This is a genomic window from Erythrobacter westpacificensis (assembly GCF_039542285.1).
GTDB classification, from domain to species: domain Bacteria; phylum Pseudomonadota; class Alphaproteobacteria; order Sphingomonadales; family Sphingomonadaceae; genus Alteraurantiacibacter; species Alteraurantiacibacter westpacificensis.
Map to the genome: position 1 here is coordinate 484,666 of NZ_BAABHV010000010.1, position 22,141 is coordinate 506,806.

A 22,141-nucleotide genomic window follows, 5' to 3' on the forward strand; every position below is an offset into this window, starting at 1 on the left:
ATTGCGACGCACAATTACTCGCGAGGCCCGACGCATGACAGCTACGCTCACCCATCTCCAGCGCCTCGAGGCAGAGGCGATCCACATCATCCGCGAAGTGGCGGCAGAGACCGAGAAGCCGGTGATGCTCTATTCCATCGGCAAGGACAGCGCGGTGATGCTGCACCTGGCGAAGAAGGCGTTCTACCCCTCGCCTCCGCCGTTCCCGCTGCTGCACGTGGACACCACCTGGAAGTTCCAGGACATGTATGCCCTGCGCGAAAAGGCCGCGCAGGACGCGGGGATGGACCTGCTGGTCTACCAGAACCCGGAAGCGAAGGAGCGCGGCATCAACCCGTTCGACCACGGCCCGCTGCACACCGACATGTGGAAGACCGAGGGGCTGAAGCAGGCGCTCGACAAGTACGGTTTCGATGCCGCTTTCGGTGGCGCTCGGCGTGACGAGGAGAAGAGCCGCGCGAAGGAGCGCGTGTTCTCCTTCCGCACCGCCAGCCACGGGTGGGACCCGAAGAACCAGCGGCCCGAACTGTGGAACCTCTACAACGCGAAGAAGAAGAAGGGCGAATCGATCCGCGTCTTCCCGATCTCCAACTGGACCGAGCTGGACGTGTGGCAATACATCCAGCTGGAGAACATCGAGATCGTCCCGCTCTACTTCGCCGCGCCGCGCCCCACGTTCATCTACGAAGGCGGCCTGTTCATGGCCGACGACATCGAACGGCTGGAGAGAGTGATGGGCAAGCGGCCCGAAATCACGGAGCGTTCGGTGCGTTTCCGTACGCTGGGCTGTTTCCCACTGACGGGCGCGGTTGAGAGCGAGGCGAGCACGCTATCGGAAGTGATCCAGGAAACTTTGCTCACCACCACCAGCGAACGGCAGGGCCGCGTGATCGACAAGGATGCAGGCGGCGCCGGCATGGAAAAGAAGAAGCAGGAAGGGTACTTCTGATGACCGAACAGAAGACGGACGCGATCTACAGGACCGATGCCCTCATTGCCGAGGATATCGACGCCTATCTCGAAACCCACCAGCACAAGACCATGTTGCGCTTCATCACCTGTGGCAGCGTGGATGACGGCAAATCGACGCTGATCGGACGGCTGCTCTACGATTCGAAGATGATCTTCGAGGACCAGCTCGACGCGCTGACGAACGACAGCAAGAAGGTGGGCACGCAGGGACAGGAAATCGATTTCGCGCTGCTGGTGGATGGCCTCGCGGCGGAACGCGAGCAGGGCATCACCATCGACGTTGCCTACCGCTTCTTCAATACGGAGAAGCGCAAGTTCATCGTCGCCGACTGTCCGGGGCACGAGCAGTACACTCGCAACATGGTGACGGGCGCCAGCACCGCCGACCTTGCCGTGGTGATGATCGATGCGCGCAAGGGCGTGCTCGTCCAGACGCGGCGGCACAGCTACCTGTGCAACCTCATCGGCATCAAGAACATCGTGCTGGCGGTGAACAAGATGGACCTGGTGGATTACAGCCAGGAGGTCTTCGACAACATCGTCGCGGATTACGCGAAGTTCGCCGCAGAAATCGGCATCGAGAGCTTCACCGCCATGCCGATCAGCGGCTTCAGGGGCGACAACATCACCACTGCGCCAAGCGCCAACACGCCGTGGTTTGATGGCCCCAGCCTGATCGAGCACCTCGAGAGCGTCGAAGTCCTGTCGGACGTCGCGGCGGACAAGCCGTTCCGCATGCCGGTGCAATGGGTGAACCGCCCCAACCTCGATTTCCGCGGCTTCTCGGGCCTGATCGCCACCGGCTCCGTCAAGCCGGGCGACGCGGTGCGCGTGCTGCCCTCGGGCAAGACCAGCACGGTGAAGAGCATCGTCACCTTCGATGGCGATCTTGACGAGGCGGTTGCCGGGCAATCCGTCACCATCACGCTAGCCGACGAGATCGACTGTTCGCGCGGCGACGTGCTGTGCGTGGCCGACAATCCTCCCGAAACCGCCGACCAGTTCGAGGCGACGCTCGTCTGGCTGAACGACGAGGACATGCACGTCGGGCGCGGATACTGGCTGAAGATCGGCTCGCAGACCGTCTCCGCCACGGTGCAGCAGCCCAAGTACCGCATCGATGTGAACACGATGGACGAGCTGGCGGCGAAGACCTTGTCGCTCAACGATATCGGCGTGGCCGAAGTCTATTCCGACAAGCCGCTGGTGTTCGAGCCCTACGAGACGAACCGGACTCTGGGCGGGTTCATCCTGATCGACAAGATCACCAATGCCACCGTGGCCGCGGGCATGCTCAACTTCAGCCTGCGCCGCAGCCAGAACGTGCACTGGCAGGCGACCGACATCACGCGTGAGCACCACGCGCAGATGAAGAACCAGACCCCGCGCGTGCTGTGGTTCACGGGCCTGTCCGGCTCGGGCAAGTCGACCATTGCCAACGAGGTGGAGAAGAAACTGGCGCTGATGAACCGCCACACCTTCCTGCTCGACGGCGACAACGTGCGCCACGGCCTCAACAAGGACCTCGGCTTCACCGAAGCGGACCGCATCGAGAACATCCGCCGCATCGGCGAAGTCGCGAAGCTGATGACCGATGCCGGCCTGATCGTGCTGACCGCCTTCATCAGCCCGTTCCGAGCCGAACGCCAAATGGTGCGCGACATGATGGGCGAGGCCGAATTCATCGAGATCTTCGTCGACACGCCGCTGGAAGTGGCGGAGGAACGCGACGTGAAGGGCCTCTACAAGAAGGCGCGTTCGGGCGAGCTCAAGAACTTCACCGGTATCGACAGCCCCTACGAGCCGCCGATGAATCCCGAGATCACCGTCAACACGGTGGAAATGACCCCGGCAGAAGCTGCCGATCACATTATCCAGCAAATCCTGCCGCTGAAGTGAGGACCAGCATGACCGACGCAGAACTCGCCGCCCAGCTGGCCCATCACGCGGGGCAGATCCTGCTGCAGGTCCGCCAGTCCGGCCTGATCGAGGGCAAGCCGCTGGGCAAGGCGGGCGACGAAACCGCGAACCAGTTCCTCGTCCACGCCCTGCGCCAGCAACGGCCCGACGACGGCCTGCTGTCCGAGGAAAGCAAGGATACGGCAGAGCGGCTGGACAAGGAACGCGTCTGGATCATCGACCCCGTCGATGGCACCCGCGAATACGGGGAGGCGCGGGCCGACTGGGCCGTGCACGTCGCGCTGGCTATCGGCGGTAAGCCGGAGATCGGCGCGGTCGCGCTGCCCGGCCTTGGCGAAGTGCTGCGCACCGACAAGACCGCCGCCGTACCAGACGCCGCCGAGACGCCGCGTCTCGTCGTCAGCCGCACACGCCCGGCGGCCGAAGCGGTGGCCGTGGCCGAGCGCATCGGCGGTGAACTGGTCGCCATGGGCAGCGCCGGGGCAAAGGCCATGGCGGTCGTACGCGGAGAGGCCGAGATCTACCTGCACTCGGGCGGACAGTACGAGTGGGATAGCTGCGCGCCCGCCGCTGTCGCCAGGGCGCACGGCCTTCACTGTTCGCGCATCGACGGCTCCCCGCTCGTCTACAACCAGCGTGATACCTACATGCCCGACCTGCTGATCTGCCGTCCTGAATGGGCGGAACGCGTGCTGGCCGAGGTCAGGGCACTGGCAACAGCCTGACCGAATGCTGGGGGGCATAGACCTAGGCTATTCGGTCGCGGGGGCTTTCGTCAGCTTCCTTGTCGGCCTAACCGGCGTGGGCGGCGGTTCGCTGATGGCGCCGATCCTGATCCTGTTGTTCGGCATCAACCCGGCGGTCGTCATCGGCACCGACCTGTGGTTTGCCGCTATCACCAAGACCGCCGGCGGTGCCGTCCACCACCGCCTCGGCACGGTGGACTGGCAACTGGTAAAACGGCTGGCCCTGGGAAGCATTCCCATCGCCATGCTCACGCTGATGTGGCTGTGGCTGATACAGGGCGGACGGCTCGACAGCACGTTCCTGATGCGATTGCTGGGCGGTGCGCTGCTGCTGACGTCCGCCCTGATGATCTGCAAGCCGAAGATCCAGCCGGCCATGCGCAAGCTGAAAGACAGCCTCGGGCCGACGATCCGCTCGCAACAACTGGTGCTTACCGTGGGGAGCGGCGCGGCGATCGGCGCGCTCGTCACGCTCACCTCGGTGGGCGCGGGCGCGCTGGTGGCCGTGGTGCTGGCCATGATCTATCCGCTCCGGCTTTCCACCAAGACCATCGTGGCACCGATATCATGCATGCAGTCCCGCTCACGCTGGTGGCGGCGACCGGCCACAGCTTCCTCGGCAACGTCAACGGATGGTTGCTCGCCAGCCTCCTGATCGGTTCGATCCCCGGCATCATCCTCGGCTCGCTCGCTAGCGGCCGGGTGGACGAGAACCTCGTGCGTTACGCGCTGGCGGCGATGCTGGCGGTCTCGGCGATCAAGATGATCGCGGCCTAGCCCGCCAGCTTCCACAGCGCGCCGGCCGCTGCGCCGCCCAGCACCAGCGCGGTGGCGACCTGCCATTGCCGCTGGCTCACGCGGCCGAAGGCGCGGTGCCCGAACCAGTCGCCCAGCAGCACGGCGGGAAACAGCAGTGCTGCCAGTTCCACTTCGGGCCAGCCGCCCACGTCCAGCCAGATGAACAGCACCGCCGATAGCGGCGTCAGCACCAAGAAGATCGCCATCATGGAGGCGCGAGCGACTTTCGGCTCCAGCCGTCCGCGCAGGTAGAACGGCGCCATCCCCGGCCCGGGCATCCCGGCGAACCCGCCGAAGAAGCCGGTGAAGAAACCCGACAGCGCCATCGCCGGGCGGCGCGGCATGGCCACCTTGCCCAGCGGCACCACCACCAGCACGAATGCGCCGAGCGAGACGAGCGCGATCAGCATGCGCGCCCACGCCGGTGGCAGGGCGACCAGCGCCCACATGCCCAGCGGCATGCAGGCAAGCGCCAGCAAGGTGATCGGAACGGCGGAGGAGCGGTCGGCATCGCGATGGATGCGCTTCACGTCGGTCAATCCGATCAGGAACAGCGATACGATGCCCACCAGCACCGCGGCGCTGGGCGCGATCGCCAGTTGCAGCACTGGCACCAGCACCACAGAAAGGCCGAAGCCTGCGAGACCGCGCACGAACCCAGCCGCCACGGCCGCGAACACGGCGACGATCACCGCTTCGATGGGAAAGCCGAACATCGGCTAGACCAGCTTCACCAGCGCGGCGAGCGCGGCCGCGCCCAGCACCAGACCCACGAAGATGCGCCATGCCCTGTCGCTCACCTTGCCGAACGCGAGCGAGCCGAGCCAGTTGCCCAGCAGCACGAGAGGGAACAGCGCGAGGCCAAGCACAACGATGCGCCATTCCAGCAAGCCTGAAACCGCGCCCGACGTAACACCCGCCATCGCCGCGACACCGAAAATGCCGATCATGCTGGCCTTCGCGGTGGTGCGCGGGATGTCGCGCCCGACATAATAGGGCACCACGGGCGGTCCCGGCATGGCGGCAAACCCGGTGAGGATTCCGGCGGAAAGGCCGGTCAGGCCCGTCGTCATCGGTCCGGGGACATGCGCCGCGCGGCGCGGCAGCAGGATCGCGACAAAGGCGGACAGCGCCACCAGCGCGATCAGCAGGCGGGCGAGGCCCGTGGAAAGCGCATCGAGCAGCAACAGGCCGGGCAAGGTGGTGATCACCAGCAAGACGCTGATGTTCAGCGCCGAGCGTTCGGCCTCGCGCAACACGTAGCGGATCTCGCTCAGCGCCAGCAGCCCGGCCATGATGTTCAATGCCAGCACCGCCTCGACCGGAGTGATCGCCAGCGCCAGGATCGGCACCAGCAGGATGCCGAAGCCAAAGCCCGTCAGCCCGCGAATGAAAGCGGCGCCCAGAGTGCTGGCAGCCGCCACCACGATCTGGATCGCACTGAACCCGGCGAGCAGATCCATGGCCGTCCTAGTCTATCCCGGGATAACGGAAATGCACGATGGGGTAGGGCCTTCCCTGCTCGTCATTGTCGGACCGGCCAATGCGCTCGAATCCCCGAGCGACATAGAACGGCACGGCATTGTCCGCCTGTTCGTTGGCGTCGACCTTCACGCACGGAGCGATCGAGCGCGCGTGGTCGACCAGCGCCGTGCCGACACCGCGTCCGTGCCTGGCGGGATCGACGAACAGGGCTTCTATCTTGTCGCCGTCCAGCACCATGAAGCCGGCACCTTCGCCCTCGCATTCCGCGATCCACAGTGGTGCTGCGGGAAGAAACCCGCTGACCTTCGCGTCGATCGACCGGCGGTCCGCGGGGGACAGGAAGCCATGTGTCGCATCAACCGCCAGACGCCAGATTACCAGCGCACGGGTGGCGTCCTGCGAAGTCCCTTCGCGGACGATCATCGCAGGTCCGGCGGCGTCGCCTCGCCCTTGATCAGCGCGATCGCCTCATCCAGCGAGATGAACTTCTGCTCCTTCTCGCCCAGCGTGCGCATGGCGACGGTGCCTTCCTCGGCCTCTCGCTTGCCGACCACCAGCATGTGCGGAACCTTCGCCAGCGAGTGTTCGCGCACCTTGTAGTTGATCTTCTCGTTGCGAAGATCGCTGTCCACGCGAATGCCCGCCGCCTTCAGCCTGGCGACCGCCTCGTTCGCATAGTCGTCCGCATCGGAGACGATGGTAGCGACCACCGCCTGCACCGGGGCGAGCCATGTCGGCAGGCGTCCGGCGAAGTGTTCGATCAGGATGCCGATGAAGCGTTCGTAGGAACCGAAGATCGCGCGGTGCAGCATGACCGGGCGGTGCTTCTCGCCATCTTCGCCGATGAAAGTCGCATCGAGGCGTTCGGGCAGCACTCGGTCGCCCTGGATCGTGCCGACCTGCCATGTGCGGCCGATGGCATCGGTGAGGTGCCATTCCAGCTTGGGCGCATAGAACGCGCCTTCGCCGGGCAGTTCTTCCCAGCCGTATTCCTCGTTCATCATGCCGGCTTCTTGCACGGCATCGCGCAGTTCCTGCTCGGCCTTGTCCCAGTCCGCATCGCTGCCGAAGCGCTGCTCGGGGCGCAGGGCCAGCTTGATCGAATAGGTGAAGCCGAAATCCTTGTAGACCGCGTCCGCCAGCTCGATGAAGGCGCGCACCTCGTCCACCACCTGTTTCTCGGTGCAGAAGATGTGCGCGTCGTCCTGCGTGAACTGGCGCACGCGCATCAGGCCGTGCAGCGCGCCGTGCGGTTCGTTGCGGTGGCAGCAGCCCATCTCGCCAAGCCGGATCGGCAGGTCGCGATAGGAGGTGATGCCCTGCTTGAACACCAGCACGTGCGCCGGGCAGTTCATCGGCTTGATCGCCATCCAGTCCGCATCCTTGGCGACGGTGGGCGAAGCGATGCCGCTGTCCTCGTCTACCTCGGGCACGATGTCTGGCACGGCGAACATGTTCTGCGCGTACTTGCCCCAGTGGCCGGACTGCTCCCACTGGCGCACGTCCATCACCTGCGGCGTCTTGATCTCGCGGTAGCCCGCGCCGTCCATCTTGCGGCGCATGTAGCTCTCCAGCTCGCGCCAGATGCGATAGCCGTTGGGATGCCAGAACACGCTGCCGTGCGCCTCTTCCTGCAGGTGGAACAGGTCCATCTCGCGGCCCAGCTTGCGGTGGTCGCGCTTGGCGGCTTCCTCCAGCCGGGTGAGGTGGGCATTGAGCTGCTTCTTGTTCAGCCAGCCGGTGCCGTAGATACGGGTGAGCTGCGCGTTCTTCTGGTCGCCGCGCCAGTAGGCACCGGCCACGCGCATCAGCTTGAATGCCTGCGGATCGAGCTTGCCGGTGCTGGCGAGGTGCGGGCCGCGGCACATGTCCAGCCAGGCGCCGTCGCTGCCCGGTTCGCCCGACCAGTAGACGGTCAGTTCCTCGTCCTCGGGCAGTTCCTTCGCCCATTCGGCCTTGAAGGTCTCGCCTTCCTTTTCCCACTTTTGGATCAGCTGTTCGCGGCTCCACACCTCGCGCACCAGCGGCTTGTCCGCCTTGATGATCTCGCGCATCCGCTCCTCGATCTGCGGCAGGTCGTCCATCGAGAACGGCTCGCGGCTGTCGGGGGCCTTCACGTCGTAGTAGAAGCCATCGTCGGTGGCGGGGCCGAAGGTGATCTGCGTGCCGGGCCACAGCGATTGCACCGCCTCGGCCAGCACGTGGGCATAGTCGTGCCGGGCCAGTTCCAGCGCATCTTCCTCGTCACGCGCGGTGATGAGTTCCAGCTCGCTGTCGCAATCGAAAGGCCGGTTGAGGTCGCGCACCTCGCCGTTCACGCGCGCGGCAAGTGCAGCCTTGGCAAGGCCGGGGCCGATGGCGGCGGCGACGTCGCCGGGAGTGCTGCCCGGCTCCACCTGTCGCGTGGAACCATCGGGAAGGCTGATCTGGACTAGTTCGGTCATGGATAAGCCACCTAGTGCGCCAAGGCGATTGCGCCAAGCCTGCAATCATCCTTGCAGGCCGCATTTTCGCGCCCATAGTTGTGTCATGACAACGCAATTTCACGACGTGGGCGGCCAGAGCATCGCCTACCGCCACAATCCGGGCAGCGGACCCGCCGTGGTCTTCCTGCCCGGCTACATGTCCGACATGGCGGGCGGCAAGGCGACCGCGCTGTTCGAATGGTGCGCCGCGAACGGGCGCGAGTGCCTGCTGCTGGACTATTCCGGCTGCGGGGAAAGCAGCGGCAACTTTGCCGATGGCGCGCTCAGCCGCTGGCGAGACGAAGTGCTGGCGCTGGTGCAGGCGAAGATTGCATCGGACAAGGTGATCGTGATCGGTTCCTCGATGGGTGGGTGGCTGATGCTGCTCGTCGGCGCGGCGCTGGGCGAGAGGCTACACGCCCTCGTGGGCATTGCGGCCGCGCCCGATTTCTCGGACTGGGGTTTCGACGAGGTGCAGAAGAGCCAGTTGCGAAGCGGCGCGACGATCTACGAAAAGAACAACTACGGTTACGACCCCACGCCGACCCATGCGAATTTCTGGCAGGACGCGGAGGACAACCGCCTGCTCCACCGCGAGGTGCCGATCACCGCGCCGGTGCGCCTGCTGCACGGGCAGGAGGATACCGACGTTCCGCCCGAAACATCGCTGCGCCTCGCCCGTGCGCTGGCGAGCGCGGACGTGCAGGTGACGCTGGTGAAAGGCGGCGACCACCGCCTTTCCCGCGACGGCGATATCGCGCTGCTGCTGCGCACCGTGGAGATACTATGACCGATTTTTCCGTTCTCGATCTCGTGCCCGTTCGCGTGGGCAGCAACGTGTCCGAGGCCATTGCCGAGGCCGGCAAACTGGCGAAGGTGGCTGAGGAAGCGGGCTACAAGCGGTTCTGGGTGGCGGAGCACCACGCCAGCGAGGGTATCGCGGGTGGTCCCACCGCCGTCGTCATCAGCCACATCGGCCATGTCACAAGCACGATCCGCATCGGCGCGGGCGGCATCATGCTGCCCAACCACAACCCTTTCGTGATCGCCGAGCAGTTCGGCGCGCTGGATGCGCTTTTCCCCGGCCGCGTGGACCTTGGGCTTGGCCGCGCGCCCGGCTCCGCGCCGATCATCGGGCAGGCGCTGCGGAAGGACCTGCACCGTGCATCGGAATATTTCCCGCAGGACGTGGTGGAACTGCGCGCGCTGTTCACCGGCGACGTCGATCTGCCGATCACCGCCACGCCGGGACGCGGGGCGAAAGTGGAGATGTGGATGCTCGGCTCCAGCCTGTTCGGCGCGCAACTGGCCGCGCGCCTCGGCCTCCCCTACGCCTTTGCCAGCCACTTCGCGCCCACCCACCTCGACGAGGCGCTGCGCATCTACCGGCAGGATTTCCGCCCGTCCGAAGCACTTGAGAAGCCGCACGTGATGGCCGCGATGGGCGTGATGTGCGCCGAGACGGACGAGGAAGCGGAGCTGCTGTCCAGCAGCCAGGACCAGGCCTTCGTCCGCCTGCGCACGGGCGAACCCGGCAAGCTGCCCCCGCCGATCCCCGGCTACCGCGACACCCTTCCGATGCAGGCCCGCGCCATGCTGGAAGGGATGGACGTCGCCCGCGCCGTCGGCTCACCCGCCACCGTGCGCGAGAAGATCGGCCGCTTCATAGAGCGCACGAAGGCGGACGAGATCGTCGTTGCAGGCGCGACGCATGACCCGGCGGCAAGGCAGGAATCTCTGAAGCTGACGATGAGTGCGCTGGGGTAGGGATTGTTTGTTTTTGTGAGCGCCTCCGCGCTCACATCCTCGCTAGACGCGCTTCGCTACGCTACGCGCCCGCTGCGGGCGGCCGTTCGGCGTGGCGGTCCGCTAGTCGCGAACCGGAACTTTTGCCAAACTCGAGGTCTCGCGCGGGACACGGGCGCGCAGCGACCGCAAGCGCGAACGCGCGCCCGAGCCAATGCGAGGAAAGCCAAGGGGCGAGGGCGCGCCCCGCCCGGCGCTTGAGGGACTAATTAACAAGGTTTCACTCGTAACTTTTCACTCGCGTCCGCCGAACGACAGCGATAGAGGCGCTTGGGAACTTCCGGTAAGGGTCATCGCTGGAAGAGGGAGTCGCGGCGCCAGCCCGTGGGGCCGGGCTCTAGAGGAGACAGGCAGGCATGGCGAAATCGAGCAGCAAGTCCGCGGCTTTCAAGGAACTCACCAAGGAAGAACGGGGCTTTGCCGCCGTGCTGAAGGACCGGATCAGCGATTCGCTGCTGCCGGGCGAAAGCGCGCTGGAAGGCGAACAGATGGACGAGGCCGCTGCCTTCGTCGTCGAGGCCGCCCGCACCCGCGAGGACGGCAAGCCCTCCATCCTGCTGCGCACCGAATCGGGCGAACGCCGCTTCATGCGCATCGCCATCATCAACAAGGACATGCCGTTCCTGGTCGATTCCATCGCCGCCACCATGTCTGCGCGCGGCCTTGCGATAGACTTGCTGGTTCACCCAATCCTGCCCGTGCGCCGGCGTGACGAGGCGCTGGTCGAAGTGCCCGAGGGCGACGGCACCGGCGAGAAAAAGGAAAGCTGGGTCTACATCGAGACAGGCCGGATCGACGCGAAAGACCGGCGCGAGCTGGAAGCGGAGCTTCGCACCGCCATCCTCGATGTGCGCGCTGCGGTAGCCGACTGGCCCAAGCTGCGCGAGGCCATCGGCGAGGATGCCGACCGCCTGCCCGATGCCGAGGGCGCGGCGCTGCTGCGCTGGCTGGGCGACGGGATGATGACGCAGCTTGGCCACGTCACCCGCAAGCGCGACGGCAGCCAGTCCGACGAATTCGGCATCTGTCGCCGCTCCACGCCGGACCTGATGGCCGACGATGCCTACGACAAGGCCTTCGCCTGGTTCGACGGCAACAAGGGCCACCAGGGCCGCGCCCCGCTGATCGTGAAGGCCAACCGCCTGTCCAAGGTGCACCGCCGCGTCCCGCTGGACCTGTTCATCGTGCCGCGCATGGAAGGTGGCCGGGTCGAGGCGCTGAGCGTCCACGCCGGCATCTGGACGAGCGCCGCGCTGGTCACTTCGCCCGATAACGTGCCGGTGCTGCGCCAGCAGCTGAAGACGATCATGGACCGGCTGGATTTCGAGCCGGGTAGCCACGACTACAAGTCGCTGGTCCACGCGCTGACTGCCTTGCCGCACGACATTATCATCAGCTTCTCCGACGACGACATCACCCGTGTCGCCACGGCCATGATGGGCCTCGCCGATCGTCCGCGCCCGCGCGCCACGCTCGTCACCGCGCCGCTGGGCCGCCACGTCTTCGGCTTCGTCTGGCTGCCGCGCGACATGATTTCCACCGCCGTGCGCCTGCAGATCCAGGACATGCTGGAAACCCAGACCGGGGCGATCACGCTCGACTGGAGCCTGATGGTGGAAGGCGGCAACCTCGCCCTGCTGCGCTATGTGATGGATTTCCGCGGCAAGGGCACCAGCGTGGATGCCGACGCGGTCGACGCAGCGCTGAACGCCATGCTGCGCGGGTGGCAGGACGCGGTGGAAGACGCGCTGCTGGAAACCGAGGACGCCAGCCGCGCCGCCGCCCTCGCGCTGCGCTATGCCGAGAGCTTCCCGACCTTCTATCGCACCACCTACAGCGCCACCGATGCCGCCGCCGATATCGGCCGCCTGCGCCTGCTGGCCGCCCATGCAGAGGATGGCGGAGAGGCGCGCGACGTGCGCCTTTACCATTCCGAAGCTGACGACGATGACCGGCTGCGGCTGAAGGTCTACCAGCACCACGGCTCGCTGCCGCTGTCCGATGCCGTGCCCGCGCTGGAGAACTTCGGCTTCCGCGTGCTTTCGGAGATTCCCGCCCGCCTGCAGGGAGAGGACGCAGGCACCATCCACGATTTCACGCTCGGCCTGCCGGCCGGTGTGGAGCACGACGACGTCCTCGTTCGCTCCGCCGATATCGAGGAGGCCATTTCCGCCGTCCTCAACGAACGCGCCGAGGATGACGTGTTCAATCGCCTCGTCGTCGTCTCCGGCCTCGTGGCGCGCGAAACCGACTGGCTGCGCGCCTTCTACCGCTACCTGCGCCAGGCCAACATCGCCTTCACCATCTACACGGTGGTCGATGCCCTGGCGGCTGCACCCAAGGTGACGCGCGGGCTGATCGACCTGTTCGTGACGCTGCACGATCCGTCCGCAAAAGGCGACCGCGCCAAGGCCGCAGAAGCCATCGACGACGAAATCCGCTCCGGCCTCGCCGAAGTCACCGCGATCAACGACGATCGCATCCTGCGCCTTTACTGGAGCACGCTGCGCGCCATCCTGCGCACCAATGCCTTTGCCCCGTCGGCGGCAGAAGCCCTCGCCTTCAAGTTCGATTCCGCGCAGGTGCCCGGCCTGCCCAAGCCCGTTCCGTGGCGCGAGATCTTCGTCTATTCGCGCCGCGTCGAAGGCGTGCACCTGCGCGCCGGACCCGTGGCACGCGGCGGTATTCGCTGGTCGGACCGGCGCGACGACTTCCGCACCGAAGTGCTGGGCCTGATGAAGGCGCAGAAGGTGAAGAACGCCGTGATCGTGCCGACCGGCGCGAAAGGCGGTTTCTACCCCAAGCGCCTGCCCAACCCGGCGATCGACCGCGACGCCTGGTTCACCGAGGGCAAGGAAAGCTACAAGCTCTATATCCGCTCGCTGCTGTCGATCACCGACAACTACGAAGGCGACAAGGTGGTTCACCCGCAAAGCGTGGTGATCCACGACGGGGAAGACCCCTATTTCGTCGTCGCCGCAGACAAGGGCACGGCGACCTTCTCCGACACCGCCAACGCCATCGCGCTGGAAAGGGATTTCTGGCTGGGCGACGCTTTCGCCAGCGGCGGTTCCAACGGCTATGACCACAAGGCCATGGGCATCACCGCGCGCGGCGCGTGGATTTCCGTGCAGCGCCATTTCCTCGAAATGGGCGTGGACGTGCAGACCGATCCGGTGCGCGTGGTCGGCTGCGGCGACATGTCGGGCGACGTGTTCGGCAACGGCATGCTGCTGTCGAAGTCGATCAAGCTGATTGCCGCCTTCGACCACCGCCACATCTTCATCGACCCCGATCCCGATCCCGCCGCCAGCTGGAAAGAACGCAAGCGGTTGTTCGAGATGGATCGGTCCAACTGGGCCGAATACGACGAGAAGCTGATCTCGCGCGGGGGCGGCATCTACCCGCGCACAATGAAGCGCATCGAACTCACCAAGACCGCGATGGATGCCCTCGGCATTGCCGAAGGCGATATCAAGGAAGGCGGGATCGATCCCGACAGCCTGATTGCCGCGATCCTCAAAAGCCCAAACGACCTGCTCTGGTTCGGCGGCATAGGCACCTATGTGAAATCGAGCGACGAGAGCCACGCCGAAGTGGGCGACCCCGCCAACGACGGGCTGCGCGTGAACGGCGAGGACCTGCGCGTGAAGGTGATCGGCGAAGGCGCGAACCTCGGCGTGACGCAGGAGGGGCGCATCGAGTTCGCCCTGAACGGCGGGCGCATCAATACCGATTTCATCGACAACTCGGCAGGCGTCGACTGCTCGGACAACGAGGTGAACATCAAAATCGCGCTGGCCGCTGCGCGCGAGGCCGGTCGCCTGTCCGAGGAACGCCGCAATGCGCTGCTGAAGGATATGACCGAGGAAGTGGCCGAGCTGGTGCTGGAGGACAACCGCCTCCAGGCCCTCGCCCTCTCCATCGCCGAACAGGGCGGCAGCCGCACCGTGGGTGCGCAGGCCCGCCTGATCGAGACTCTGGAAGAGCTGGGCGGGATGGACCGCACCAACGAAGGACTCGGTGATGCCGAGACCCTGAAGCGCCGCGCCAGCGATGGCCGCGGCCTCGTGCGGCCCGAGCTTGCCGTCCTGCTCTCGCATTCCAAGCTGGTTCTGCAGGACGCCGTCGAGTCGAGCCCGCTGGCGGGCGACGACGCGGCAGATCCGCTGGTGCTGGGCGATTTCCCGCCGCAGTTGCAGGAGGGGTTCCGCAAGCAGTTGCTGGACCACCGCCTGCGCAACGAGATCGTCGGCACGGTGGTGGCGAACAGGATCGTCAACCGCATGGGCATGCTCCATCCCTTCGAACTGGCAGAGGAAGAGGGTTCCGGGCTGGACGTGATCGGCAGCGGCTTCGTCGCCGCCAGTCACCTGCTCGGCATGGAGGATATCTGGGACGCGATCGAAAGCACCAAGATGCCGGAAAACGCGCGCCTGATGCTGTTCGACCAGGCCGCACTGGCGCTGCGCGGCCATATCGCGGACCTGCTGCGTTCGGGCGGCGGCACCAAGTCGCCATCGCAATTGCGCGAGGAAATCGGCGATACCGTGGCCGAGCTGTCGGACAAGGTCGACAGCCTGCTGGGCGACGAAGCACGCGCGCACGTGGAAGACATTGCCGACCGCATGTGCGAAAAGGGCGCGCCTGCAAAGCTGGCGCAGAAGGTGGCACAGCTCTTCGCACTCGATGGCGTGATCGGCCTCGCCTGCCTCGGCAGCGAAACCGAAATCGCGCCGATGGACCTTGCCCACGCTTTCGTGAAGCTGGGCCACCTGCTGGGCATCGACTGGGCGCAGTCGCGCGCCGCAGTCATGTCGCCCTCCGACCCGTGGGAGCGGCTGCTGGTGGCAGGGCTCGCCCGCGATTTCCAGGCGATGCGCTTCGAATTCCTGCGTGGCCTTGCCCGCAAGCGCGGCAAGTCGGCAGGCGACCCCATGGCCCTGATCGAGGAATGGGCGAACGCGAACGAGAAGCCTGTCGACCAGTTCCGCCGCATGGTGAAGCGCGCACAGGCGGCCACGCCCGTCGCTCCCGCCATGTTGGCGCAGGTGGCCAGCCAGGCCCGCAACCTGTTGCTGGGGTAAGGCGCGCCGAGCTCATGAGGCTTGACGCACGGCCCGATATTGGCGACCGCCATGTCCATGACCCGATATGATGTTGTCATCGTGGGCACCGGACATGGCGGCGCACAGGCCGCAATAGCCCTGCGCCAGAACGGTTTCGAAGGCTCGATCCAGATGATCGGGCGCGACGCCAACCCGCCTTACGAGCGCCCGCCGCTGTCCAAGGAATACCTCGCTGGCGAGAAGCCGTTCGAGCGGATCCTCATCCGTCCGGCGCAATTCTGGGCCGACAAGGATATCGGCCTGACGCTGGGCGAAACGGTCTCGAAGATCGAACCCGAATTGAAGGAAGTGGTTCTCGGGTCCGGGGAACGCGTGGGCTACGGCAGGCTGATCTGGTCCGCCGGCGGCGACGCCCGGCGGCTGTCGTGCCCCGGATCGCACCTCGATGGCGTTCATGCCGTGCGCGACCGGCGCGACGTGCAGAACCTGAAGGCAGACCTCGATGCAGGCGCGAGGAAGTTCGTCGTGATCGGTGGCGGCTACATCGGCCTGGAAGCTGCCGCCGTGCTGCGCAAGCTTGAGTGCGAAGTCACGCTGGTCGAGGCGGAGGACAGGCTGCTGTCGCGCGTCGCGGGCGAGGACATGTCACGGTTCTTCGCAGAAGAGCACCGCCGCCAGGGCGTGGACGTGCGACTGGGCTGCCAGGTCGAGCGGCTGGAGGGCGAGGAGAGAGTGACGGGCGTGACGCTGGCCGATGGCGAGACCATCGCTTGCGACGCGGTGGTGGCCGGGATCGGCATCGTCCCCTCGGTCGGCCCGCTGATTGCCGCCGGGGCCGCCGGTGCCAACGGCGTCGATGTTTCCGACACCTGTCACACGAGCCTGGAAAAGGTCTACGCGATCGGCGACTGCGCCGCCCATGCCAACCCATATGCCAATGGCGCGGTGGTGCGGCTGGAAAGCGTGCAGAACGCCAACGACATGGCCACGACCGTGGCAAAAGCAATCTGCGGCGATCCGCAACCCTACGATGCCATGCCGTGGTTCTGGTCGAACCAGTACGACCTGAAATTGCAGACCGCCGGCCTCAGCGTGGATTACGATACCACCGTGCTGCGCGGGAATCCGGAAGAGCGCAGCTTCTCGGTGATCTACCTGCGCGACGGCGTGGTGATCGCGGTGGACGCGGTGAACCGTACGAAGGACTATGCCCAGGGCGGCAAGCTGGTGAAGGCCCGCGCGCAGGTCGCGCCGGAACTGCTGATGGATACCGATGTGCCGCTCAAGGAGATGTTGTAAGTCTCGCCAGCGCCCACTCCGCAGCCTCGGCCACGACTGGGTCATCATCGCCAAGCAAGGCACGTACCCTCGGAACCAGCGCGGCATCGCCGCTGTTGCCCGCCGCGATCAGGCAGTTGCGCACGAAGCGGTCGCGCCCCACCCGCTTGATCGGACTGCCAGAGAATTTCGCGCGGAAGGCTGCATCGTCCAGCGCCAGCAATTCCTCCAGATCGGGATCGACCAGATCCTCGCGCGGGGCGAGTTTCGCGTGCCGCGCTGCGGTGTCGGCAAACTTGTTCCAGGGGCACACCGCCAGGCAATCGTCGCAGCCGTAGATGCGGTTGCCGATGGCTTCGCGAAACTCCTTGGGGATCGGCCCCTTGTGCTCGATCGTCAGGTAGGAGATGCAGCGCCGCGCATCCAGCCGATACGGTTCGGGAAAGGCATTGGTCGGGCAGGCATCCTGACAGGCTCGGCACGAACCGCAGCGATCGTCGTGCGGCGCGTCGGCGGCAAGCTCCAGCGTGGTGTAGATCGCACCCAGGAACAGCCAGCTGCCGTGTTCGCGGCTGACGAGGTTGGTGTGCTTGCCCTGCCAGCCGATGCCCGCCGCCTCGCCAAGCGGCTTTTCCATCACCGGCGCGGTGTCGACGAAGACCTTGAGTTCCGTGCCCGGTCGCTGCTCCACCAGCCAGCGTGCCAGCGCCTTCAGCGCCTTCTTCACCACGTCGTGATAATCGCGGCCCTGGGCATAGACCGATATCTTTGCCTCCCCCTCGGCCAGCGGATCGACCTCGGGCGCGTAGCTCATGCCCAGCGCGATCACGCTTTTCGCCGCGGGCCACATGCTTTGCGGGCCCTGCCGCACATCGGCGCGGTCCATCATCCAGGCCATGTCACCGTGATGACCCGCCGCAAGCCATTCGTGCAGCCGCTCGGCCCGCACCGGGTCGTCCGCCGCCGGGGCAATGCCCACGGCCGCGAAGCCAAGCTCGCGCGCCTTTGCTTTCAGCGCATCCTCAAGCGAAGCGGTATCGCGGCTATTAACCATTATGCACGTTCAACCCGTTCATTCCTTCGCGATAGCTGATAGGGCATGGATATGGCGACAGGTGAATTCCAGGCGGGCGTGGATACGGCACGCGATCTGGCGATAGAGGCGCGCGGCCTCGTCAAGCGGTTCGACGGCACACTGGCGGTGGACGGCGTGGACATCGCCGTGCCCGAAGGGGCGATCTACGGCGTGCTCGGCCCCAACGGTGCGGGCAAGACCACGTCCTTGCGGATGCTGCTGGGCATCATCGACCCGGACGAAGGCTATCGCCGGGTGCTGGGGGCCGAGAACCCGCAGCACGTTGCCCGCCTGATCGGCTACCTGCCCGAGGAGCGCGGGCTCTATCCGGCGATGAAAGCCTACGAGGCGATCGGTTTCATGGGCGCGCTGCGCGGCCTGCCGCTGGACGTGGGGCGAGAGCGTGGCAAGGAGCTGATGGAGGCCCACGGCTTGGGCCACGCCATCGACAAGCAGATCCGCCAGCTTTCCAAGGGCATGGCGCAAACCGTGCAGCTGCTCGGCACGCTGGTGCACGAGCCGAAACTGGTGGTGTTCGACGAGCCGTTCAGCGGGCTCGACGCGATCAACCAGGGCAAGCTGGAAGGGCTGATCCGCGGCCTTGCCGACAAGGGCACGACGGTGATCTTCTCCACCCACGTGATCGCCCATGCGGAGCGTCTGTGCGAGAACATCGCCATCATCGCAGGCGGCAAGGTGCCCTATGCGGGCAGCGTGGAAGAAGCGCGCGACCGGATCCCGGCGCAGGTGCGACTGGAAACGCACAAGCGCGACGGGGCATGGCGCGCCGCCCTGCCCCCTGAAACGCGGCAGGTGGGCGATTTCTTCCACTTCCCGCTACCCGAAAGCGGGATCGAGCCACTGCTGAAGGCACTGATCGAAGGCGAGGCAGGTATCCTTTCGCTCTCCATCGAGCGGGCGGGCCTGCACGATGCCTTCGTCGCTATCGCAGGCGAGGCCGCCGCGCGCGACATGGTTTCCGGCGCCGAGGGAGAAAAGGCATGAGCGCGCGCAATCCGGGTCGCCTCTCCATCTGGCAGGCCGCCTACGTCATCGCCCGGCGGGATTTCACCGCAATCCTGTTCAGCCGCGCGTTCATCTTCTTCCTGCTCGGCCCACTGTTCCCGGTGATGGTCATGGCGCTGGCGGGCGGGGTCGGCGCACAGGTGCAGTCCGAAGCGATTTCCGCCGATGTCGGCATCGCCATGGAATCGCGCGATGTCGATGCCATGCTGGCAGCGCGGGAAGAGGTGCACGATCTCGTCGGCCCGGCCCTGCCCAGCATGGTGGAGCTGGAACGGGTCGCACCCGGCGAGACATTCAATGCTTCCACCTACCTCGAAAACGAGAAAGGCAGCCTCGCGGCCATCGTCACCGGTTCGCCCGAAGCCCCGGTGCTGACCGCCACCGCCGGTCGCCTGGCGCGCTGGGATGGCATGGTCGCACTGGTCGCCGCCCACGCCAGCCAGCCCGGCGCGCAGTCCTACCCTGCGGTATCGACGGCGACAGTGGAAACCAGCGGTGCGTCGGAAAATACCGGGCGGCTGCGCACCGCGCAGGGCGGGCAACTGCTGCTGTTCCTGCTGATCATGCTGCTGGCCAGCATGGTCCTTTCCAACCTCGTCGAGGAGAAGGGGAACAAGATCATCGAGATCCTCGCAGCCGCCATCCCGATGGACGCGGTATTCCTGGGAAAACTTTTCGCGATGCTGGGCATTTCCGTGGTGGGTATCGCGGTGTGGGGCACCACCGGCTTTGCAGTGCTGACGGCGGGGGGCGTCACGCTTTCGGACTATGCCAATCCGGGGGTCGGCTGGCCGATGTTCTTCCTGCTCTTCGCTGCCTATTTCGGCATGGGCTATCTGTTGCTGGGCGCGATCTTCCTCGCCGTCGGATCGCTGGCGACCACCGTGCGCGAGGTGCAGACCTTGTCCATGCCGGCCACCATGTTCCAGATCATCGTGTTCTTCTTCGCCAGCCTTGCCGTCACCGATCGCGGGGGATGGATCGAATACACGGCCATGGCATTCCCCCTGTCCTCGCCCTTCGCGATGGTGGCGCGCGCCGCGACCGAGGAAACGCTGTGGCCGCACCTGCTGGCGCTCGCCTGGCAGGCGCTGTGCGTGGCCGTGTTCGTGAAAGCCGGGGCCAGCCTGTTCCGCAAGCGGGTGATGAAGAGCGGCCCCCGCAGCGCAAGGGGTTCGCGCTCGCTCCTGAAGCTGGTGGGCGGTATGTTCAGGAACCGTTCGACCTCTATGGAATAGAATCCATTGTCATGACCAAGATTACCGCCAATCGCCGCTCCGCCCTCGCCTGGCTAGGTGCCGGAGCATCCGTTCCCGTCCTCGCCGCCTGTGGCGGCAACGAGGCGCGTGCGCAGGGCAACTTCCCGGTATCCTATTCCGAAGCCGAATGGCGTCGCCGCCTGACCGCGCAGGAATTTCGCGTGCTGCGCGAAGCCGCGACGGAGCGGCCCTACACCTCCCCGCTGAATAACGAGAAGCGCCGGGGCACATACCATTGCCAGGGCTGCGGCAACCGCCTGTTCTCCAGCGCGCACAAGTACGACAGCGGCACCGGCTGGCCCAGCTTCTGGCGTGCGATCGACAACGGCGCAGTGGGATATTCGACCGACTACAACCTCGGCTATCCGCGCACCGAAGAACACTGCGCCGACTGCGGCGGGCACCTTGGACACCGCTTCGACGACGGACCGGAGCCGACCGGCCACCGCCACTGCATCAACGGCGTGGCGCTGGAATTCCGCCCCGCCTAACGCTCGACGCGGTAGACGCGCAGCGAAGAGTTGCTGGGGGTCAGAGCTGGCTCGAGCCACTCCGGAGGCTCGCCTGATACGAGCGCATTCGCGAAATTGTTCGGCGAGGCCGTGCGGTAGAACGCCACGTCGCTCGCCGATCCACAGATCACCACGTAATCGATGCCGTATTCGCGCACGATGGCTTCGGCCTCGTCGACCGATCCGGTCATCGCCAGCAGCAGGTCCACCATCGGGCGCTGGTTGCGGTGATAGCTGGCTGCCATGATCGTGTGATCGGTCTTGCCGAGTATCTCCAGCGCGCCATCGAAAGGCGCCATGACGAGGCCGGGCGGAAGATCGGCGAGCGCACCGTAATTGCAGCCCCATCGCTGTGTGAAATCCTCCGCATCCGGCGGCACGCCGTCGCGGGACACGTAGTCGTCCAGCGGGGCGACAAGGGCACTCGCAAACAGCGGCGTCGTCAGACCCACGGCTGCCAGCGTGGCGACAATACGCGGCACCGGCGAGGCAATAGCGCGGGCCTTGGGCAGGAATTCCGCCATCAGCAGCGCCGCGAAGGGGATGGCCAAGAGCTGCGCCACCACGCCCTCGCGCATCACCAGCAATGAATAGCCACCTGCCGCCAGCGCGAACAGGAACAGCAGGGTGCAGGGCAGGGCGCGGCCCTGGTGGAACAGTCCTCGGCAATGCGCGCGCCACCAGCCCACCACGATGAGGCCGATGGTCCACACCAGCGACAGCGCGACCGAAGGCGACTGCTCCCAGATCGGCAGACCTTCGGCGATCATGCCGTGCCACCATTCCTGCAACATGGGATCGAGCTCTGCCATCGGGTTTGTCGCACAGGGACCGAGCAGCGCGCTTGCCAGTTGCAGGCAGACCAGTCCCATCGCACCAAGCGCGAGCAGGCGGCCCTGAACCCGGTCCTGCCATGGCAGGAAGGGGATGATCGCCGCGATCAGCGCAGCGGCGGCGAAGGTCAGCAGGTGACCCGGGAGCAGCACGTCGCAGTAGGCGGTGTCGAGCGGGCCGCGCGTACCGTAGGCGAGCGCCGTCGCCGCGATGGCTAGCGAGCCGAGGAACCACGGCAGCAAGGTGCGCTCTCCGAACCAGTAGCGCACACCGTAGAGGCCCGCGATCACGGCGACGAGTGGCAGGCCCTCCAGCGAGATCACCACCCACGCCGCCGCGCACAGCCCGCAGGCGACTGCACTCCAGCGCGAGTCCCGGATCAGCAGCGCCACGCATACCAGCGCCAGCACAGCCTGCGGCGCGTGATGGTCGATCCGCATGGGTGCGAAATTGCCCGGCACCATCGGGAACAGCGGCATGATGAGCAGGCCACAGGCCAAGGCCAGCGGCGGGAAATCCAGCCGCAGCATGATCGCGCGCAGGGCGAAGAGTGCGGGCAGTAGCCACAGCAGCGGCACCAGCACCAGCGCGGCCCTCTCCCCGAACAGCAGCATCAGCGCGGCCAGCGGCAGGTCGACCAGGCGCGACCAGTGCATGGAAAAGCCCTCGGGTGGGTTCATCCGGTATTGCGTGACGTCCCAGAACGCCTGCCCGTCCAGCCAGGCGCGCACCTGCAACAGGCGAGTCCAGTCATCGGGGTCGACAGGCTCCCACCCCAGCAGCGGCTGGATGGCGATGCGCACGACGGCATAGGCCAGCCACACGGCCAGCACCGCCTGCCACGTGCGCACGAACCTGCGCCACTCGAACCCCCGACCGATCATCGGGCAAAGTCC

The 22,141-nt window shown here is 66.1% G+C and carries 16 protein-coding genes and 1 pseudogene; 11 read left to right on the forward strand and 6 right to left on the reverse strand.

What is annotated here, in order from left to right; genetic code table 11:
- Positions 1–13 precede the first annotated feature (13 nt).
- From cysD to ABFX23_RS10315, 4 genes and pseudogenes are all read left to right on the forward strand, one after another.
- Entirely contained in the window at positions 14–949 is a 936-nt protein-coding gene (gene cysD, locus ABFX23_RS10300) for a sulfate adenylyltransferase subunit CysD (protein WP_346033047.1), read from the forward strand.
- Entirely contained in the window at positions 949–2,871 is a 1,923-nt protein-coding gene (gene cysN, locus ABFX23_RS10305; RefSeq protein ID WP_346032973.1) for a sulfate adenylyltransferase subunit CysN, read from the forward strand. Before cysD ends, cysN begins: the two co-directional genes overlap by 1 nt.
- 8 nt (positions 2,872–2,879) lie before the next feature.
- The gene (locus ABFX23_RS10310; protein ID WP_346032974.1) at positions 2,880–3,617 is read left to right on the forward strand and encodes a 3'(2'),5'-bisphosphate nucleotidase CysQ; all 738 of its coding nucleotides are present in this window, start codon (positions 2,880–2,882) and stop codon (positions 3,615–3,617) included.
- Positions 3,618–3,711: 94 nt separating this feature from the next.
- Positions 3,712–4,415: pseudogene (locus tag ABFX23_RS10315) on the forward strand (sulfite exporter TauE/SafE family protein).
- On the opposite strand, the gene ABFX23_RS10320 reads toward ABFX23_RS10315, so the two are convergent.
- The 4 genes from ABFX23_RS10320 to thrS are packed head-to-tail and all read right to left on the reverse strand — an operon-like array spanning position 4,412 to position 8,365.
- A complete protein-coding gene (locus tag ABFX23_RS10320) occupies positions 4,412–5,152 on the reverse strand; it encodes a TSUP family transporter (protein WP_346032975.1) in 741 nt (246 codons plus the stop codon). The pseudogene ABFX23_RS10315 and the gene ABFX23_RS10320 sit on opposite strands and share 4 nt — an antisense overlap.
- 3 nt (positions 5,153–5,155) lie before the next feature.
- Positions 5,156–5,899, reverse strand: a complete 744-nt coding sequence (locus tag ABFX23_RS10325; protein ID WP_346032976.1) for a sulfite exporter TauE/SafE family protein — start codon at positions 5,897–5,899, stop codon at positions 5,156–5,158.
- A 7-nt stretch (positions 5,900–5,906) separates the two neighbouring features.
- Complete coding sequence (locus ABFX23_RS10330; RefSeq protein WP_346032977.1) at positions 5,907–6,344, reverse strand: acetyltransferase; 438 nt, start codon at positions 6,342–6,344, stop codon at positions 5,907–5,909.
- A complete protein-coding gene (gene thrS, locus ABFX23_RS10335; protein WP_346032978.1) occupies positions 6,341–8,365 on the reverse strand; it encodes a threonine--tRNA ligase in 2,025 nt (674 codons plus the stop codon). The genes ABFX23_RS10330 and thrS overlap by 4 nt, the downstream gene beginning before the upstream one ends.
- 85 nt (positions 8,366–8,450) lie before the next feature.
- On the opposite strand from thrS, the gene ABFX23_RS10340 reads away from it, so the two are divergent.
- From ABFX23_RS10340 to ABFX23_RS10355, 4 genes are all read left to right on the forward strand, one after another.
- Positions 8,451–9,176, forward strand: coding sequence for an alpha/beta hydrolase (locus ABFX23_RS10340; protein ID WP_346032979.1), 726 nt, complete (start codon positions 8,451–8,453; stop codon positions 9,174–9,176).
- Positions 9,173–10,153, forward strand: coding sequence for an LLM class flavin-dependent oxidoreductase (locus tag ABFX23_RS10345; RefSeq protein ID WP_346032980.1), 981 nt, complete (start codon positions 9,173–9,175; stop codon positions 10,151–10,153). The genes ABFX23_RS10340 and ABFX23_RS10345 overlap by 4 nt, the downstream gene beginning before the upstream one ends.
- A gap of 395 nt (positions 10,154–10,548) precedes the next feature.
- Positions 10,549–15,279 carry an NAD-glutamate dehydrogenase gene (locus ABFX23_RS10350; RefSeq protein WP_346032981.1) on the forward strand — a complete coding sequence of 1,577 codons (4,731 nt, stop codon included), beginning with the start codon at positions 10,549–10,551 and terminating at the stop codon, positions 15,277–15,279.
- Between the two features lie 57 nt (positions 15,280–15,336).
- Positions 15,337–16,560: an NAD(P)/FAD-dependent oxidoreductase gene (locus ABFX23_RS10355; protein ID WP_346032982.1), complete on the forward strand. Its 1,224-nt coding sequence runs from the start codon at positions 15,337–15,339 to the stop codon at positions 16,558–16,560.
- Here ABFX23_RS10355 and queG read toward each other — a convergent pair.
- A complete protein-coding gene (gene queG, locus ABFX23_RS10360; protein ID WP_346032983.1) occupies positions 16,544–17,593 on the reverse strand; it encodes a tRNA epoxyqueuosine(34) reductase QueG in 1,050 nt (349 codons plus the stop codon). The genes ABFX23_RS10355 and queG overlap by 17 nt on opposite strands.
- A 45-nt stretch (positions 17,594–17,638) precedes the next feature.
- Here queG and ABFX23_RS10365 point away from each other — a divergent pair, with 45 nt between their 5' ends.
- From ABFX23_RS10365 to msrB, 3 genes are read left to right on the forward strand one after another with little or no spacing between them, the layout of a single operon-like run.
- On the forward strand, positions 17,639–18,619 hold the full coding sequence (locus ABFX23_RS10365) for an ABC transporter ATP-binding protein (RefSeq protein WP_346032984.1): 981 nt from the start codon (positions 17,639–17,641) through the stop codon (positions 18,617–18,619).
- Positions 18,616–19,878 carry an ABC transporter permease gene (locus ABFX23_RS10370; protein ID WP_346032985.1) on the forward strand — a complete coding sequence of 421 codons (1,263 nt, stop codon included), beginning with the start codon at positions 18,616–18,618 and terminating at the stop codon, positions 19,876–19,878. The genes ABFX23_RS10365 and ABFX23_RS10370 overlap by 4 nt, the downstream gene beginning before the upstream one ends.
- A gap of 11 nt (positions 19,879–19,889) precedes the next feature.
- Positions 19,890–20,390: a peptide-methionine (R)-S-oxide reductase MsrB gene (msrB, locus tag ABFX23_RS10375; RefSeq protein ID WP_346032986.1), complete on the forward strand. Its 501-nt coding sequence runs from the start codon at positions 19,890–19,892 to the stop codon at positions 20,388–20,390.
- Here the strand turns inward: msrB and ABFX23_RS10380 are convergent.
- Entirely contained in the window at positions 20,387–22,129 is a 1,743-nt protein-coding gene (locus ABFX23_RS10380; protein ID WP_346032987.1) for a hypothetical protein, read from the reverse strand. The genes msrB and ABFX23_RS10380 overlap by 4 nt on opposite strands.
- Positions 22,130–22,141: the final 12 nt, after the last annotated feature.

Coding starts and splice junctions, on each gene's coding strand:
- ABFX23_RS10310 (WP_346032974.1), top strand. CDS start 2,880: ATGACCGACGCAGAACTCGCCGCCCAGCTGGCCCATCACGCGGGGCAG.
- ABFX23_RS10350 (WP_346032981.1), top strand. CDS start 10,549: ATGGCGAAATCGAGCAGCAAGTCCGCGGCTTTCAAGGAACTCACCAAG.
- ABFX23_RS10325 (WP_346032976.1), bottom strand. CDS start 5,899: ATGGATCTGCTCGCCGGGTTCAGTGCGATCCAGATCGTGGTGGCGGCT.
- ABFX23_RS10320 (WP_346032975.1), bottom strand. CDS start 5,152: ATGTTCGGCTTTCCCATCGAAGCGGTGATCGTCGCCGTGTTCGCGGCC.
- ABFX23_RS10345 (WP_346032980.1), top strand. CDS start 9,173: ATGACCGATTTTTCCGTTCTCGATCTCGTGCCCGTTCGCGTGGGCAGC.
- ABFX23_RS10355 (WP_346032982.1), top strand. CDS start 15,337: ATGACCCGATATGATGTTGTCATCGTGGGCACCGGACATGGCGGCGCA.
- ABFX23_RS10370 (WP_346032985.1), top strand. CDS start 18,616: ATGAGCGCGCGCAATCCGGGTCGCCTCTCCATCTGGCAGGCCGCCTAC.
- ABFX23_RS10340 (WP_346032979.1), top strand. CDS start 8,451: ATGACAACGCAATTTCACGACGTGGGCGGCCAGAGCATCGCCTACCGC.
- ABFX23_RS10330 (WP_346032977.1), bottom strand. CDS start 6,344: ATGATCGTCCGCGAAGGGACTTCGCAGGACGCCACCCGTGCGCTGGTA.
- queG (WP_346032983.1), bottom strand. CDS start 17,593: ATGGTTAATAGCCGCGATACCGCTTCGCTTGAGGATGCGCTGAAAGCA.
- ABFX23_RS10380 (WP_346032987.1), bottom strand. CDS start 22,129: ATGATCGGTCGGGGGTTCGAGTGGCGCAGGTTCGTGCGCACGTGGCAG.
- ABFX23_RS10365 (WP_346032984.1), top strand. CDS start 17,639: ATGGATATGGCGACAGGTGAATTCCAGGCGGGCGTGGATACGGCACGC.
- cysN (WP_346032973.1), top strand. CDS start 949: ATGACCGAACAGAAGACGGACGCGATCTACAGGACCGATGCCCTCATT.
- msrB (WP_346032986.1), top strand. CDS start 19,890: ATGACCAAGATTACCGCCAATCGCCGCTCCGCCCTCGCCTGGCTAGGT.
- thrS (WP_346032978.1), bottom strand. CDS start 8,365: ATGACCGAACTAGTCCAGATCAGCCTTCCCGATGGTTCCACGCGACAG.